Source organism: Neorhizobium galegae bv. orientalis str. HAMBI 540, assembly GCF_000731315.1.
In the GTDB taxonomy this organism is placed as follows: domain Bacteria; phylum Pseudomonadota; class Alphaproteobacteria; order Rhizobiales; family Rhizobiaceae; genus Neorhizobium; species Neorhizobium galegae.
The window spans coordinates 1,390,885-1,405,993 of sequence record NZ_HG938353.1; the positions used below are offsets into that span (position 1 = coordinate 1,390,885).

At 62.8% G+C, this 15,109-nt stretch carries 13 protein-coding genes; 11 read left to right on the plus strand and 2 right to left on the minus strand.

All coding sequences use genetic code 11. From position 1 onward, the window contains the following. Positions 1–271 precede the first annotated feature (271 nt). Positions 272–1,675, plus strand: coding sequence for an aminotransferase-like domain-containing protein (locus tag RG540_RS07145; protein ID WP_038586081.1), 1,404 nt, complete (start codon positions 272–274; stop codon positions 1,673–1,675). 131 nt (positions 1,676–1,806) lie between these two features. Next, positions 1,807–2,190 (plus strand): DUF983 domain-containing protein, encoded by a 384-nt coding sequence (locus RG540_RS07150; protein WP_151046178.1) that lies wholly within the window; start codon positions 1,807–1,809, stop codon positions 2,188–2,190. Positions 2,191–2,202: 12 nt separating this feature from the next. On the opposite strand, the gene RG540_RS07155 is transcribed toward RG540_RS07150, so the two are convergent. After that, positions 2,203–3,342: an NAD(P)-binding domain-containing protein gene (locus RG540_RS07155; RefSeq protein ID WP_197560177.1), complete on the minus strand. Its 1,140-nt coding sequence runs from the start codon at positions 3,340–3,342 to the stop codon at positions 2,203–2,205. Positions 3,343–3,549: 207 nt separating this feature from the next. Here RG540_RS07155 and recQ point away from each other — a divergent pair, with 207 nt between their 5' ends. Continuing rightward, positions 3,550–5,409, plus strand: coding sequence for a DNA helicase RecQ (gene recQ, locus RG540_RS07160; RefSeq protein WP_038586088.1), 1,860 nt, complete (start codon positions 3,550–3,552; stop codon positions 5,407–5,409). 14 nt (positions 5,410–5,423) lie between these two features. On the opposite strand, the gene RG540_RS07165 is transcribed toward recQ, so the two are convergent. After that, entirely contained in the window at positions 5,424–6,578 is a 1,155-nt protein-coding gene (locus RG540_RS07165) for an ROK family transcriptional regulator (RefSeq protein ID WP_038586091.1), read from the minus strand. Positions 6,579–6,789: 211 nt separating this feature from the next. Here RG540_RS07165 and RG540_RS07170 point away from each other — a divergent pair, with 211 nt between their 5' ends. The 8 genes from RG540_RS07170 (at position 6,790) to RG540_RS07205 (ending at position 15,083) form a co-directional block, all read left to right on the plus strand. Further along, a complete protein-coding gene (locus RG540_RS07170) occupies positions 6,790–8,097 on the plus strand; it encodes an extracellular solute-binding protein (RefSeq protein ID WP_038593271.1) in 1,308 nt (435 codons plus the stop codon). A 70-nt stretch (positions 8,098–8,167) separates the two neighbouring features. Further along, on the plus strand, positions 8,168–9,058 hold the full coding sequence (locus tag RG540_RS07175) for a carbohydrate ABC transporter permease (RefSeq protein ID WP_038586095.1): 891 nt from the start codon (positions 8,168–8,170) through the stop codon (positions 9,056–9,058). A gap of 3 nt (positions 9,059–9,061) precedes the next feature. Then, positions 9,062–9,979: an ABC transporter permease subunit gene (locus tag RG540_RS07180; RefSeq protein WP_038586098.1), complete on the plus strand. Its 918-nt coding sequence runs from the start codon at positions 9,062–9,064 to the stop codon at positions 9,977–9,979. Between the two features lie 2 nt (positions 9,980–9,981). Further along, positions 9,982–11,088, plus strand: a complete 1,107-nt coding sequence (locus RG540_RS07185; protein WP_038586100.1) for an ABC transporter ATP-binding protein — start codon at positions 9,982–9,984, stop codon at positions 11,086–11,088. 38 nt (positions 11,089–11,126) lie between these two features. Further along, complete coding sequence (locus tag RG540_RS07190) at positions 11,127–11,954, plus strand: glycerophosphodiester phosphodiesterase family protein (protein WP_038593275.1); 828 nt, start codon at positions 11,127–11,129, stop codon at positions 11,952–11,954. Further along, on the plus strand, positions 11,951–12,775 hold the full coding sequence (locus RG540_RS07195) for an inositol monophosphatase family protein (RefSeq protein WP_038586103.1): 825 nt from the start codon (positions 11,951–11,953) through the stop codon (positions 12,773–12,775). Before RG540_RS07190 ends, RG540_RS07195 begins: the two co-directional genes overlap by 4 nt. A gap of 209 nt (positions 12,776–12,984) precedes the next feature. Beyond that, entirely contained in the window at positions 12,985–14,016 is a 1,032-nt protein-coding gene (locus tag RG540_RS07200; protein WP_038586106.1) for an ABC transporter ATP-binding protein, read from the plus strand. Next, complete coding sequence (locus RG540_RS07205; RefSeq protein ID WP_038586109.1) at positions 14,013–15,083, plus strand: ABC transporter ATP-binding protein; 1,071 nt, start codon at positions 14,013–14,015, stop codon at positions 15,081–15,083. Before RG540_RS07200 ends, RG540_RS07205 begins: the two co-directional genes overlap by 4 nt. The last annotated feature ends 26 nt before the right edge of the window (positions 15,084–15,109 follow it).

Consider the following 15,109-nt stretch of genomic DNA (forward strand, 5'->3'; position numbering starts at 1 on the left):
ATTTCCCTCAATCATGCCATCAATTATCGATGGTGGCTTTCAGATCCAACATGGCGGCATAAAGACGCAGCCAGGATGGTCAGCAACGTATGGTTCAGTTATTTCTCTAAAAAGCACGTTAAAAGTGCAGAGAGGCCGTGGCCTCGGCGGATGGGACGCTGTGGATATCCTCAGTCTCTAGGCTGCGGCGCAATGTCCGCTCTTTTCCTGATGACAGACTCACTGAGCAACAATATACCGTCAATCCAGGACTAACTATCGGACGTCACGGATGAAGACCTGGAAGCCTGACCTGACCCGCAGCCGCTCCCCGCGATACATGGCGATCGCCGATGTCATCGAGATGGACCTGAGGAGCGGCAACCTCGTCGTCGGCGACCGTTTGCCGCCGCAACGCGAGTTGGCAAAGGTGCTCGGCGTAGATTTCACCACCGTGGCGCGCGGCTATCTGGAAGCCCAGAAGCGCGGTCTGGTCAGCTCGCATGTGGGACGCGGCACATTCGTGACCGGCGGCGCTGATAAGGAACGCCGGGGTTTCGTTTCCGAGGCCGCGCCGGATCCGCGCCGGGCCTCGATCGTCGATTTTTCGATGAACATGCCTCCGGAGCCGGATGATCCGGAACTGATAGCGCGGATGCGGGAAGGGCTCACCGCAGTCGCCACCAATCTCCTGCCTTTGCTGCGGTATCAGGGTTTCGGCGGTGCCGGCATGGATAAGGAAGCGGCCGCCGTCTGGCTCAGCCGCCGCGGCCTGGTTCCCTCGCAGGAGCGCATTTTCGTCACCCCCGGCGCGCATCCGGCGCTACTGGCGATCCTCGGCATCCTGGCAAAACCGGGCGAGACGGTGCTGTCGGAAAACATCACCTATCCGGGCATGCGGTCGATCGCCGCCCAGTTGCGATTGAATCTTGTCGGCCTGCCGATGGACGAAGACGGCATTCTGCCGGCAGCCTTTGCGGAAGCCTGCGAGATGAACAAGCCGAAGGCGCTCTATCTCAATCCGATCCTGCAAAACCCGATGACGCTGACCATTCCGGAGCGGCGTCGGGAGGAAATTTGTGCGGTGGCACGCAAATACGGCGTGCCGATCGTCGAGGATGATGCCTATGGTTTTGTCCCTCTCCACGCTCCGGCACCGCTCGCGGCAATGGCTCCGGACCTGACCTGGCATATTGGCGGGCTTTCGAAATGTATCGGCGCCGGCCTCAGGCTCGCTTATGTCGTCGCCCCGGATACCAAGGCGGCGTGGCCGTTCGTCAGTGCCATGCGTGCCAACACCGTCATGGCATCGCCGTTGTCGGTAGCGCTCGCCACCCGCTGGATCGAGGACGGCACGGCCGACAGCATGCTGCAGTTTATCCGGGCGGAAGCGGCGGCCCGCCAGGCGCTGGTCGCTGGCATATTGCCAAAGGGCAGCTATCGGGGCGACCCGCTCGGCTTCAACATCTGGCTGCCGTTGACCGAGGGCTGGACCCGCTCGACGTTCGGCAGTCACATGCGCTCCGCCGGCATAGGCGTCGTGGCGAGCGATGCCTTCACCGTCGACGGGCCGGCTCCCGAAGCGGTGCGCGTATGCCTCGGCGGCCCCATCCAGCGGCCGGCACTCAAGGCCGCTCTGGAATTCATGGGGCACGCGCTGGAGACCTCTCCCGAAATGGCCGGCTCCTTCTTCTGATCTCTCCTCTTCCCGCGATCCGTGACCGGAATGCCCTGCGGCATTCTGGCCAATCGACGTATTGAATGCATAAACCTATATAAATGACTGCACCAAATAGTCGATTTGATCGCTTTGTTTCAAGGACGATGATCATGGATCACGAATGGCCTCCTCTCCCTCCCATGCAGACCGGTATCCGCGGACGCTGCCCGCGCTGCGGCCAAGGGCATCTCTTTAACGGCTTCCTGACGCTTGGCCGGAAGTGCGAGGCCTGCGGATTGGACTACTCCTTCGCCGACCCCGCTGACGGTCCGGCCTTTTTCGTGATCTGTTTTGCCTGCGTGCCGAGTGTGCTTCTGGGCGTCTGGCTGGAAGTGCAGTTCCAGCCGGCCTGGTGGGTTCACCTGCTGGTGACATTGCCCTTCATGCTGTTGACCTGCATTCCGCCGCTACGGCCGCTCAAGGGCTGGCTGGTGGCGAGCCAGTATTTCTATAAGGCGGAAGAGGGTAAGCTGGTGCGGCGGGCAAGCTGAACCCAGTCATCTTTAGGAATTGACTGGAGCGCTGAGGAAGCTTGTCAGTTCCCGCGCGGCTGCGCCACCCGCGCGGTTCGCGCCGATCGTTGAAGCAGACGGGCCGTAACCGACCAGATGAATGCGCGGATCCTTGGCGACCTGCGTCGCCAGCCGGCCGGTCATCAGGATGCCGCCGCTCGTCTCGCGCAGCTGCAGCGGGGCGAGATGATCGAGTGAGCTGCGAAAACCCGTACACCAGAGGATCACGTCGGCCCGCTGTTCGGAGCCGTCAGCCCAGCGCATCCCGTGTTCGGTGATCTCGGAAAACATTGGCAGCCTTTTCAGCGCGCCGCGTTCTTGTGCCGCCCGGATCGCAGGCGTGACGGGCAGGCCGGTGACCGAAACCACCGAGCCTGGCGGAAGGCCCTGGCGGACACGGTCTTCCACCAGCGCCACGGCAGCGTGTCCGACCTCCGGCGTGAACGGCTCGTCACGGAATTGCGGTTCCCGTCGCGTCACCCAGGTGGTCGAGGTGACCCGGGAGATCTCGTCGAGCAACTGGATCGCCGAAATCCCGCCGCCGACCACGACGACATGCTGGCCGAGAAATTCCTCGGCGGTGCGATAATCCCTCGTGTGGAGCTGTCGCCCATGGAATCGGTCAGCGCCGGGATAGTCCGGAATGTAGGGCGATTCCCATGTGCCGGTAGCGTTGATCAATCCTCGCGCCGAGAAGGCGCCCCGGTCGGTCTCGACCCTCAGCCGTTCTCCCCGGTTGCAGGCGACCGTCACCTTAACAGGACGATGAACGCGCAGATCGAAGGCGCGCTCATAGGCCGCAAAATATTGAGGCACGGCGACCGACGCCTTAACCAGATCGGCTGAAGTATCGACCACTTCCTCGAACCGCATTCCGGGAAGGTCATGGACGCGGTTGGCTGTTGCCAGCGTCAGGGATGGCCAGCGAAACTGCCAGGCGCCGCCCGGCTCCGGAGACTGGTCGAAGACCACGAAGTCTCTGTCCGGCACAAGACCCAGTTTCTGCAGGTGATAGGCCGAAGACAGGCCCGCCTGACCCGCTCCGATCACGACGATATCGACCTTGATCGCCACGCGGGCATGATCGGGTTTGGCGTCGGCGGGTTGATCCGGTTCGGAGTCTGCAGCCATGCGGAATATCGATGCCAGTGACGGGGCGAGAAGTGAGGTAGACGAGGCTTATACGTCCGCGAAAGATGCTTCAAGCAAAACGGGCGGCCGGTGCGTCGGGAATTGCTAGGCCAATTCATGTCGGGATACCCATGGTCGAGTGCCCAGGTGCTCGCTCTGGCTGCCGGACCTGTGCCATAGTGCGGTCCTTCCGACGAAAGCGATTCCATGCCACCGACCCCAGACCGCATCGATCCCCTGTTTGACAGACAAGGCACGAGAAACCCGCTCGACGTGCTGAAGCGCGTTTACGGCTATTCGTCGTTCCGGGGCAAGCAGGCCGCGGTCGTCGAACAGGTCGTGTCAGGCGGCGATGCCGTAGTGCTGTTTCCGACCGGTGCGGGCAAATCGCTCTGCTTCCAGATCCCCGCCCTCTGCCGCGACGGCGTCGGCATCGTCGTTTCGCCGCTGATCGCGCTGATGCGCGACCAGGTGGAGGCGCTGAAGCAGCTCGGCGTGCGGGCCGCCGCCCTCAATTCCTCTCTGACGCGCGAAGAATTCGTCGACGTCCGCCGGGCGATTACCAATGGCGATCTTGATCTCCTCTATGTGACACCCGAGCGCATCGTCACGCCGGCCTTCAAGGAGATGATCGGCAATGCGAAGATCGCATTGTTTGCGATCGACGAAGCGCACTGCGTCTCGCAATGGGGCCACGATTTCCGTCCCGAATATCGCGAGCTCGGTCATCTCGCCGAGCATTATCCGGGCGTGCCGCGCATGGCGCTGACAGCCACCGCCGATCCGCATACCCGCGAAGACATTATCGACAAGCTTGCGCTGCGCTCGGCCGAGGTCTTTACCACCTCCTTCGACCGCCCCAACATCGCATATGAGATCGTCGAACGCGATCAGCCGCGCCAGCAGCTCCTGCGCTTCCTGTCCCGCCACAAGGGCTCGAGCGGCATCGTCTATTGCCTGTCTCGCGCCAAGGTCGAGGATACGGCAGAGTGGCTGAACGGGCAGGGTATTCGCGCGCTCGCCTATCATGCGGGCATGGACCGCAGCATGCGCGACGCCAACCAGGACGCTTTCCTCAAGGAAGAGGACCTCTGCCTCGTCGCCACTGTCGCTTTCGGCATGGGCATCGACAAGCCGAACGTGCGTTATGTCGCCCATCTCGATCTGCCCGGTTCCGTCGAGGCCTATTATCAGGAGACCGGCCGCGCCGGGCGCGACGGGCTGCCGTCCGACGTCTGGATGGCCTATGGCATGGCCGATGTCATCCAGCGGGGCCGGATGATCGACGGCGGCACGTCGGGCGACGATATCAAGCGCGTCGAGCGCGCCAAGCTCAATGCGCTGCTCGGCATCTGCGAAACCCCCGGCTGCCGAAGACAGGCGATCCTGGCCCATTTCGGCGAGGCCCATCGCGGCCAATGCGGCAATTGCGATACCTGCCTCAAGCCGGTCGAAACCTGGGATGGAACCGACGCCGCCATCAAGGCGCTGGCGGCAATCTATCGAACCGGCGAGCGTTTCGGCACCGGCCACCTGATCGACGTGCTGCTCGGGAACCGGAACGAGAAGACCGCTCGCTTCGGCCATGCGGACATGCCGGTTTTCGGGGTCGGCAAGGATATTCCGTCGAAGACCTGGCAATCGGTTTATCGCCAGCTCCTCGCGGCCGGCTTCGTCAGTGTCGATCATGAGGCGTTTGGCGCGCTGAAACTGGAAGAGGGCGCGCGCGCCGTCTTCAAACGCGAACGCGAGGTCCGCTTCCGCAAGGACCGCCCGACGACCGGCAAGGCATCGCGAAGCGCGTCGCCGAGCGCGGCAAACGCAAGATCCACGCTGGAAGGGGCCGAGGCAGAACTCTTCGAAGCACTGCGCGTCGCGCGCCTGGGGATCGCCAAGGAGCTTTCGGTGCCGCCCTATGTCGTCTTTCCGGATACGACGTTGGTCGCGTTTGCGACCGCCCGCCCGACGAGCCGCGACGCGCTGCTCGGCATTTCCGGCGTCGGACAATCGAAGCTTGAGCGTTATGGCGACGCCTTCCTGGCGGTGATCCGGGCGCACGAGAGATAGGCCGCAACCGCGTATCAGTAGAACGTCGAGTGGAAAGGAGTGACCGCGGCTCCCATCGCCGACGCGTCGCTGGCGATTTCCGAGATGATCAGCTTGGGGCCGGGGCGGTGCACGCCATAGCGCGGTCGATCATAAATGCGCGTCCGATCGACCATCATCTGCGCCAAGTCCGAGGGAATCTGGCCGCCGAACACGATCGCCTGCGGATCGACGATAGCCCGGATGGCGTTGATGAGGCGATTGTAGGCGGGCGTAACCTCGTCCACCCATTCGGTGACGCCTGGCCAGTTCCGGTCGAAATGTTTGCGCATGTAGCTGATCGAGGGCACGTCGACACCGTTGCGGTTCAGTCGCTCGATCAGGTACTGCAGCGCCGGCCGGTGTTTCGATTCTTCCGCGTCGTAGATCCCGGAGAACTCCCCGGCATTGCCATTGCCGCCAAGCAGCAATTCCCCGTCGCTGATCAGTCCGCCGCCGAAACCGTAGTTGAAGCTCAGATAAGCGAAATGCTTGATATAACGCCCGACGCCGAACATCGCTTCGGCGATCGACCCCGTATTGGCGCCATTGTGCACCCAGACCGGCTTGCCGAAAAACTCAGCGAGCAGCGGACCGAGCTCGATCAGCGACCATTCATGCAGCGGCAGGGGCGCGTTGTAGCGGGTTCCGCCGACATGATAGCCCGCTATTGCAAAGCCGATGCCAAAAAGGGCTTCCGCGGACAGGTTGTTGAGTTTCTGAGCCTCCACGAGCCGCGCTCTGACCAGATCGAGAGATTGCGCCATCGTGTGTTCGCGCAGCGTCACGCTGCTTTCCGAAAGAACATTCCCGGCAAGGTCCATCAGGCAGATGCCGATGACGTCGGTATTGACCGAGATGCCGCAGGAATAGGCGTAGCGGGCGTTGAGGCGGATCGTCGGGCTCGGTTGCCCGCGGCCGACGCCAGGTTTCGGAGAGCCGAGCAAGACGATGCCGCGTTCCGCCAACTGGTCGATGATCCGATAGACCGATTGCTGGGTGAGGTCGGTATGATCGGTCACTTCGGAGCGGGAGAGACCGGGGTGACGCCAGATGAGCTTGAGCAGGCTGCGCTCGTTCGGAGACACGACGCCGCTTTCACCTGCGCGCAGGAACTGGGGCGGGATCAGAGCTTCGGGAAAATAGGCCACTGATCCACCTCCGTTCGCCGACAATTACCATCGAGGTGTAATAATCGCGGTTGTATGCCGCCGTCTACCTCGCATTTTCCTTGCTTAGATGGAAATGCCTTGCGCGGCAAGGGTTTCAGCTCGTCATTTAATTGTTACACGTAAAGTGTAGTAATGCCGCGTTCCGATGCCGATCCCACTCGGCCGATCATCCCAACAGGCGAGGGCAATGATGAAGATTTCCATTCTGGCGGCGGCTGCCGCCCTGATGGCGGGCGCGTGTTCCGCGCAGGCCGCCAATATCGAGTTCTGGTACGGCAATACGGGCCCTGTCGAAACCGCGATCAAGGCCCAGTGTGATGCTTTCAATGCCGCACAGACCCAGCACAAGGTCACCTGCGTCGGCCAGGGCAGCTACGAAGTGTCGATGCAGAAGGCGATTGCCGCTTATCGCGCCAAGAACCACCCGGTGCTGATCCAGTTCTTCGACGCCGGCACGCTCGACCTGATGCTGTCGAACGCCGTCGTGCCGGTCCAGGAAATCCTGCCCGACGTCAAGTGGGACAGCTATATCGCCGGTGCCCGTGCCTATTACGAAACGTCCGGCGGCAAGCTGTTCGCACAGCCCTACAATGCCTCGACGCTGCTGTTCTATACGAACAAGACCGAGCTCGAGAAGGCCGGCATCATGCAGACGCCGACCACCTGGGAAGACGTCATCGACGCCGCCCGCAAGCTGAAGGCCGCCGGCCATGCCTGCCCGTTCGTTACCGATGGCGATACCTGGCGCGTGCTGGAACAGTTCTCCGCCCGCCACGGCCTGCCGATCGCTTCCAGGCACAACGGTTATGACGGCCTCGACGCCGAATACGTCTTCAACACCACCTTCGTCGCCAAGCATCTCCAGAACTTGGTGGATTGGCGCAAGGAAGGCCTCGTCAAGCTCAATGCCGATACCAAGGCTGGCAATTACACCGCCGCCTTCAACGCCGGCGAATGTGCGATGATGGAAGGCTCCTCGGGCTCCTACGCAGCCTCCACCAAGGCCTTCGACGGCAAGTACCAGCTCACCGTCAACATGGCGCCGATGTACAAGGGTTACGAGCGCCACAACACGCTGGTCGGCGGCGCCTCGATCTACGTCATGAAGGGTCATGACCAGGCTGAAGTCGATGGCGCCAAGGCCTTCCTCGACTTCCTGCGCAAGCCGGAACAGCAGATGGCTTTCACCGCGGCGACCGGCTACGTCCCCGTCACCAACGACGTGCTCGACGCGATCAACAAGAGCGGCGACGCCAAGGCTGCGAAATATGCAACCGCTGCCATTGGCATCGAGTCGATGAACCAGCCGCCAACCGCCGACAGCCGCGGCATTCGTCTCGGCTTTTACGTGCAGTTCCGCGAAATCTTCATGGAAGAGACCCAGAAGGCATTTAGCGGGCAGCAGACCATGCAGGTCTCGCTCGACAACGCCAAGAAGCGTGGCGACGAATTGCTGCACCGCTTCGAGCAGACCTACAAGGGCGTCAAGCTGCCTTGATCCAAGCTTGATCGGCGCGGGCAGGGACACAAGTCCCGTCCGTGCCTGTCCCTCACTGCGGGCTTTTCCCATGACCTCCGAATCCACACTCTTCAGCAATCGCTGGCTGCCGATCCTATTGGTCGCGCCGTTCATGCTGCTGATCGTCCTCTTCTTCTACGTGCCGATCTTCCAGGCCTTCTACTGGTCCTTCTTTCTCGAACAGCCGTTCGGCGGCGGTTCGATGTTCGTCGGCCTCGACAATTTCGCCCGCGTCCTTTCCGACCGGGAGTTCTGGCAGGCGGGCTGGCGCACCCTCGTGTTTATGGTGACCGCCTCCTCGCTCGCCGTGCTGATTCCGCTGATCCTGGCGGTCGCGGCCGATCGCAAGCTCCGCCTATCGCTGCCCGCTCGCAACGTGCTGGTCTGGCCGAAGGGCGTCGCGGGTGCCTCGATCGGCGTCGTCTTCGCTTTCGTTTTCAATCCGTTCGTCGGCATCCTGGCGCCGCTCAACAAGGCCTTTCCGGGCATATGGGCGCCGGGCATCGACGGCACGGACGCCTTCATCACCCTGATCGCTGCGCATGTCTGGGGCGGCATCCCGTTCAATTTCGTCATTCTGCTGGCCGGCCTGCAATCGATCCCGCGCACCATGCATCAGGCGGCAGCGATGGACGGGGCAGGGCCCTGGCGGCGGATTTTCGATGTGCAGCTGCCGCTGATCATGCCGCAGCTCTTCCTGACGCTGGTTCTGGAATTCACCGAAAGCGTCACCTCGGCCTTCGCGCTGATCGATACGATCACCCATGGCGGTCCGGGCGGGGCGACCACGCTGCTGGTCTACAAGATCTACAAAGACGGCTTCAGCGGCTACGATCTGTCCGGCGCCTCCACCCAGACCGCGATCCTGATGGTCTTCGTCATCCTTCTCACCGCCGCCCAGTTCGTCTTCCTCGGCCGGCGCATCAACTACGAGCGCTGACAGATGATCGAGAACGCACGCTCCCTCAACATCGTCGCGAGCCTGATCCTTTTAGTCGGCATGCTCTACATCCTCGGCCCGCTCTATCTGACGCTGGCGACGGCATCGCAATCCTACGAATTCCTGCTGCGCAACGGGCTTGCCTGGTATCCCGGCGACCAGTTCCTCAACAATGTGGCGCGTATCTTCACCGAGACGCGTATCCCGATCCAGATGCTCAACAGCCTCGTGGTGGCCTTCAGCCTGGCGATCGCGACCTGCATTCTGTCTTTCCTGTCGGCCTACGCGATCGTTTATTTCCGCATCCGCTGGGCGGGCGTCGCATTCGCATTGATCCTCGCCACCATCATGCTGCCGGTCGATATCCGCGTCATCACCACCTATCAGGTAGCTTCGAACGTGTTCTCGCCGATCAATGCGCTGCTCGACGTCACCGGCCTCAACGGACTGATCGCAGGGGTATTCGGTGCGCCGGTGCAGCTCGAGTTGAGCGTTCTGAACACCCGTTTCGGCCTGGTGGCGCCGCTTGCCGCTCATGGCACCGGCACGTTCCTGTTCCGCCAGTTCTTCCGCACCCTGCCGGGCGATCTGTTCAAGGCCGCCCGCATGGACGGGGCGGGGCCGGTCCGCTTCATGTTCGATATCCTGCTGCCGCTGTCGCGTACCAGTTTCGCGGCGCTGTTCGTGCTGACCTTCCTGAGCGGCTGGACGCAGTATCTCTGGCCGCTCGTCGCCTCCTCGACGCCCGACATGCAGACCGCCGTCGTCGGCCTGGCGCGCCTGCTGCCGGATTCGGACGGCGAAGTGCCCGACTTTCCGATGATTATGGCGGGCGCCGTGATCGTTTCCCTCGTGCCCCTCCTGATGATCGCGCTGCTGCAGCGGTATCTGGTGCAGGGCCTCGTGCTTTCGGAGAAATAGCGATGAACGCCATCGATACAGCCATCCGCGCCGCCGCTGCGAGCATCACGGTAAAAGGCCTGACCAAGGCCTATGATCCCCAGACGGTGGTCATCCCGCCGATGGATGTCGAGCTGAAGGCCGGCGAATTCACCGTCGTGCTCGGTCCTTCCGGCTGCGGCAAGTCCACCCTTCTGCAGATGATTGCCGGGCTCGAACGGGTGAGCGGCGGCAAGATTTTGATCGGCGCCCGCGAGGTTCAGGACCTCGAACCGAAACATCGCGGCTGCGCCATGGTGTTCCAGAATTATGCGCTCTATCCGCATATGAGCGTGTTCGAGAACATGGCCTACAGCCTCAAGGTTGCCGGTATGGCGAAGGCGGAACGTGCCGAGCGGGTCGCGGCGGTCGCCAAGATGCTCGGCCTTGCCGACTATCTGCATCGCAAGCCGGGACAACTCTCCGGCGGCCAGCGCCAGCGCGTCGCGATCGGCCGCGCCATCGTGCGCGAACCGGGCGTGCTGCTGTTCGACGAACCGCTCTCCAACCTCGATGCGCAGCTTCGCCACGACATGCGCGTCGAACTGGCCGACCTGCATCGCCGCATCGGCGCCACCACCGTCTTCGTCACTCACGATCAGGTGGAGGCGATGACGCTCGCCGATCGTATCCTTATTCTCAACAAGGGCCGGATCGAGCAGTTCGATACGCCGAAGGCGATCTACCACCATCCGGCCTCGGTGTTCGTCGCCAAGTTCATCGGTGCTCCGCCGATGAATATCTTAGCCGTGACCGGTGACGGGTCGGCGCTGAGACTCGCCGACGGGCAGGTGGTGGCGAACGCCCCGCTGACCGGCACCTACCAGCTCGGCATCCGGCCCGAGGATATCGTCGTCGACGGCAAGGCGGACGGCCATGGGGTCAAGGCGGCACTCCGGTTCCGCGAGGATCTCGGCTCCCACTCCGTGCTGGCCGCCGATCTCGGCGGATCGATCGTCCGTGTCGCGACACCCTTCGGCGCGGAGATCGCCGACCGGCTCGAACTTCTCCTGAACTTCCCGGCCTCCCGACTGCATCTCTTCGATGCAGCGACGGGCAGGGCCATACCCGGTGCCCTTGGCGCCCAATGAAAGCCCGGCGCCAAAAGCGCCCTATGAAAGAAACCCTCATGAACTACAAAGACTTCATCGCCGATCCGGCGCGCAGCTGCGCCGTCGTTGCCCATCGCGGCGCCTGGCACGGTGCCCCGGAAAACAGCCTGGCGGCCATCGAAAACGCCATTGCGATCGGCTGCGAGATCGTCGAACTGGACATCCGCAAGAGCGCCGACGGCCAGCTTTTCCTGATGCATGACGATACGCTGGAACGTGTGGCCGGCATCGACCGCGATGCCGAGACTTTCACCATGGCGGAGCTGCAGGCGATCATGCTGCGCGAGGACGACGGCGGCGAGGGCCGCGCGGTGAGCGATCAGTGCATCCCGACCCTCAGACAGGCGCTGGAGATCATCCGCGGCCGCATCTTCGCCGATCTCGATCTCAAGGATCGCGGGCTGTTCCCCGAAGTCGCTGCCTGCGTCCGCGAGATGGGTGCGGCCGCCGATGTCGACCTCAAGACGAAGGTTTACACTCTGGCTGATGTGGAATGGGTGCGCGCCCAGAAGATCGACGACGTGCCATTCATGGGCATGGCGCGTTTGACCGCCGAAAACACCGGCGACGCGCTTGCGGTTCTTGCCGAACTCTCGCCCTTCATGTGCGAAATCCGCTTCGACAGCCTCGAGACGATCGCGTATCACCGCGAGGCCTTCGCAAAGGCCGGCATGGCGCTGTGGGTCAACACGCTCGACCAGCCCGGCAGCGGCGAATGGACGGACAGTGCGGCGCTTGCCAACCCTGACCTGATCTGGGGTCGGTTGATGGACGCGGGCATCAGCGTTATCCAGACGGACCAGCCCGCTGCATTGAAATCCTACATAAGGGCCCGCCAAGCATGACGATCATTTCCGATACCGTGCTCCGGTCCCTGATGGGGGATATGCGCCAGGCGGGGGAGGCGGAGGTTCTGCCCCGTTTCCTCGGCGTAACGGCAGATGGCATCCGCGCCAAGACCGCTCCGGACGACATCGTCACCGATGCCGATCTGGGTGCGGAACGGCGGCTTTCCGCAGCACTCTCTGCCCATTTTCCCGAAGCGCTGATCGTCGGCGAGGAGGCCGTGTCTGCCGATCCGGCGCTGCTCGACCGCCTGGTGGATGCCGAAGTCGCGGCGATCATCGATCCCGTCGACGGCACCTGGAATTTCGCCCATGGCGTGCCGCTGTTCGGCATGATCGTGGCGATCGTTTCCGGCGGAAAAACCGTCGCTGGGCTGATCCACTATCCGTTGACCGGCGATTTTCTCGTGGCCCGACCGGGCCAGGGGGCCTGGCATGTCGCCCGCGATGGAACTCGAACCCGCCTTGCAGTCGCTACGCCGGTTCCGGTCAGCGAAATGAGCGGTTTCGTGCCGCTGCACATGTTCTCAGCCGAAGAGCAGGCAGCGTTCGCGCCGCGGGTTTTGCGGTTCGGCCGCACCACCACATGGCGATGCTCCGCCTTCGAATACCGAATGGTGGCGACCGGCGCGATGAGCTTCTCGCTGAATGCCGACATGAAACCTTGGGATCATGCGGCCGGCGAACTGATCCACCGCGAAGCCGGCGGCCATAGCGGCCTCCTGAGCGGCGAGACCTATCGGCCGGCGATGACACAAGGGCGGCTGCTGCTGGCGCCCGATGCGGCGAGCTGGGAGGCTATCCGCGCCAGCTTGAGCTGAAAGCCAGGTTTCCGGAGGACGGCAATTTTCAGTCTGGCTTTCGTCATCATCACATGTAATGTATACATGCCTAGGCTCTCGGGAGGAGTCTGCATCACGTATCAGGATCCCTGATGGGGTTTCGCTGCGGTGATGGGAATGCATAGCCGCCGCCTGCATGTTAGATACTGATCTTGCGGGCAGCGGCCGATAGGGAGGATCAGGACCGGATGCAGCAGCTTGCCGAGACCATGGTGGCCAGCCAGGACGCGCTTCTGGATATCCAGAACCTGACATTGTCGCTGCGTGATCAATCGGGTTGGGTTGAAGTCCTCAATAATGTTTCGCTTTCGGTGAAGCCGAAGGAAATTCTCGGTGTCGTCGGCGAGAGTGGCTGCGGCAAATCGATGACCGCTCTCTCCATTCTCCGGCTCCTGCCGCCGCGCGATTCCCGCCTTGGCGGCAAGATCATGTTCGGCGGCCAGAACCTCGTCTCCTGTTCCGAATCGCAGATGAATCGCATTCGCGGGCGGCACATCAGCATGATTTTCCAGGAGCCGATGAGCGCGCTCGATCCCGTATTCACCGTGGGTTACCAGATCGAAGAGACGCTCCAGCGGCATTTCAAGCTGGACCGCCGAGAGGCGGCGGAGCGCGCCATTGCGGCGCTGGATTCGGTCGGCATTGCATCGCCGCGCCACGTCGCCACGCTTTACCCGATGAACCTCTCGGGCGGCATGCGCCAGCGAGTGATGATCGCCATGGCGCTGGTCTGCGAACCGCGCCTGCTCATCGCCGACGAGCCGACGACGGCTCTCGACGTGACCATCCAGGCGCAGATCATGGACCTGCTTCTGGGCCTCGCCGACCGTACCGGCACGGCCATCATGTTCATCACCCACAATCTCGGCCTGGTCGCGCAAACCTGCCACCGGATGGTCACGATGTATGCAGGGCAGGTCGTCGAGGGCGGTCCCGTAAGAGACGTCATCGCCGGTCCCCGCCACCCTTATACGGCCGGGCTCCTGCATTCGATCCCCGATAGCAACCGCGCACGCGGCACACTGCCTTCGATCGCCGGCCGGGTTCCGTCGCTGCGTCACATGCCGAAGGGCTGTCGCTTCGGGCCGCGCTGTTCCTATTCCACGCAGCCCTGCGAATTGCCTCAGAGCATCGAGAGCGAGGGCATAGAGGATATCGATCGCAGGGAAGTGCGCTGCAATCGCTGGGAAGAGCTCGCATTGAGAGGAGTCGGAGCATGAGTTTGGCCACGTCTTCCGAGCAACCGGCGCTTGATGTCGACGATCTGCATGTCACCTTCGGCAATCCACGGCGCGGCTCGCTGATCCGCGCCGTCGACGGGGTCAGCTTCAGCGTCCGCAGGGGCGAGATTTTTGGCGTGATCGGCGAGTCCGGTTCCGGCAAATCAACGCTGGGGCGCTGTCTCGTCGGCCTGCTCAGCCCAAGCGGTGGCGGCGTTCTGCATGACGGTATCGATCCGTTCAAGTTTTCCCGCCGCGAACTCAACCGTCACCGGCGCAAGTATCAGATCGTCTCGCAGGATCCGAATGCGGCCTTCGACCCGCGCATGACCATCCTTCAGAGCATTTGCGAACCCTTGTACATAGCCGGCGAGGGGACGAAGGCCGAGCGGCGCGAAAAGGCGTTCGCGATGCTGGACCGGGTGTCGCTGTCGGCCGAAATGGCCAACCGATACCCGCATGAGATTTCCGGCGGCCAGAAGCAGCGCGCCAATATCGCCCGGGCGCTGATGCTGGATCCGAACGTGATCGTCTGCGACGAGGTGGTGGCCGCCCTCGACGTGTCGATCCAAGCCGACATGCTCAATCTCTTCGCCCGGCTGCAGGAGCAGTTCGGCCTCACCTACGTCTTCATCAGCCATGACCTGCGGGTGGTCAGTCATATCAGCGACCGCGTGGCCGTGATGTATTTCGGCAAGATCGTCGAAGTCGGTCCGGCGCACGCCGTGATCGAAACGCCACTGCATCCCTATACGGAGGCACTGCGCTCGGCCGAACCGGAGATCGACCCGACGGCCGCCGATGCCCGGGAGAGGATCATCCTGCAGGGCGAGATACCGAGCGCGATCGCGCCGCCGAGCGGCTGCCGTTTCCATACACGCTGTCCGCGGGTGCGCGACATCTGTCGCACGCAGGAACCCCAGCAGCGCCAATTGCTGCCCGGGCGGCATGTCGCATGCCATTTCGCCGAGGAGATGCTCGGCGAAAAGGAGAGGAGAAGTCTTGATCTTGCGGAAAGGGACGGCTCCCGCCAAGGCGCCGCCGCACAGGGCGCTGACATAATGTGACGCTGATATAGTGGCCAAGCATGGCC

Coding starts and splice junctions, on each gene's coding strand:
- RG540_RS07145 (WP_038586081.1), top strand. CDS start 272: ATGAAGACCTGGAAGCCTGACCTGACCCGCAGCCGCTCCCCGCGATAC.
- RG540_RS07155 (WP_197560177.1), bottom strand. CDS start 3,342: ATGGCTGCAGACTCCGAACCGGATCAACCCGCCGACGCCAAACCCGAT.
- recQ (WP_038586088.1), top strand. CDS start 3,550: ATGCCACCGACCCCAGACCGCATCGATCCCCTGTTTGACAGACAAGGC.
- RG540_RS07170 (WP_038593271.1), top strand. CDS start 6,790: ATGAAGATTTCCATTCTGGCGGCGGCTGCCGCCCTGATGGCGGGCGCG.
- RG540_RS07175 (WP_038586095.1), top strand. CDS start 8,168: ATGACCTCCGAATCCACACTCTTCAGCAATCGCTGGCTGCCGATCCTA.
- RG540_RS07180 (WP_038586098.1), top strand. CDS start 9,062: ATGATCGAGAACGCACGCTCCCTCAACATCGTCGCGAGCCTGATCCTT.
- RG540_RS07185 (WP_038586100.1), top strand. CDS start 9,982: ATGAACGCCATCGATACAGCCATCCGCGCCGCCGCTGCGAGCATCACG.
- RG540_RS07190 (WP_038593275.1), top strand. CDS start 11,127: ATGAACTACAAAGACTTCATCGCCGATCCGGCGCGCAGCTGCGCCGTC.
- RG540_RS07195 (WP_038586103.1), top strand. CDS start 11,951: ATGACGATCATTTCCGATACCGTGCTCCGGTCCCTGATGGGGGATATG.
- RG540_RS07200 (WP_038586106.1), top strand. CDS start 12,985: ATGCAGCAGCTTGCCGAGACCATGGTGGCCAGCCAGGACGCGCTTCTG.
- RG540_RS07205 (WP_038586109.1), top strand. CDS start 14,013: ATGAGTTTGGCCACGTCTTCCGAGCAACCGGCGCTTGATGTCGACGAT.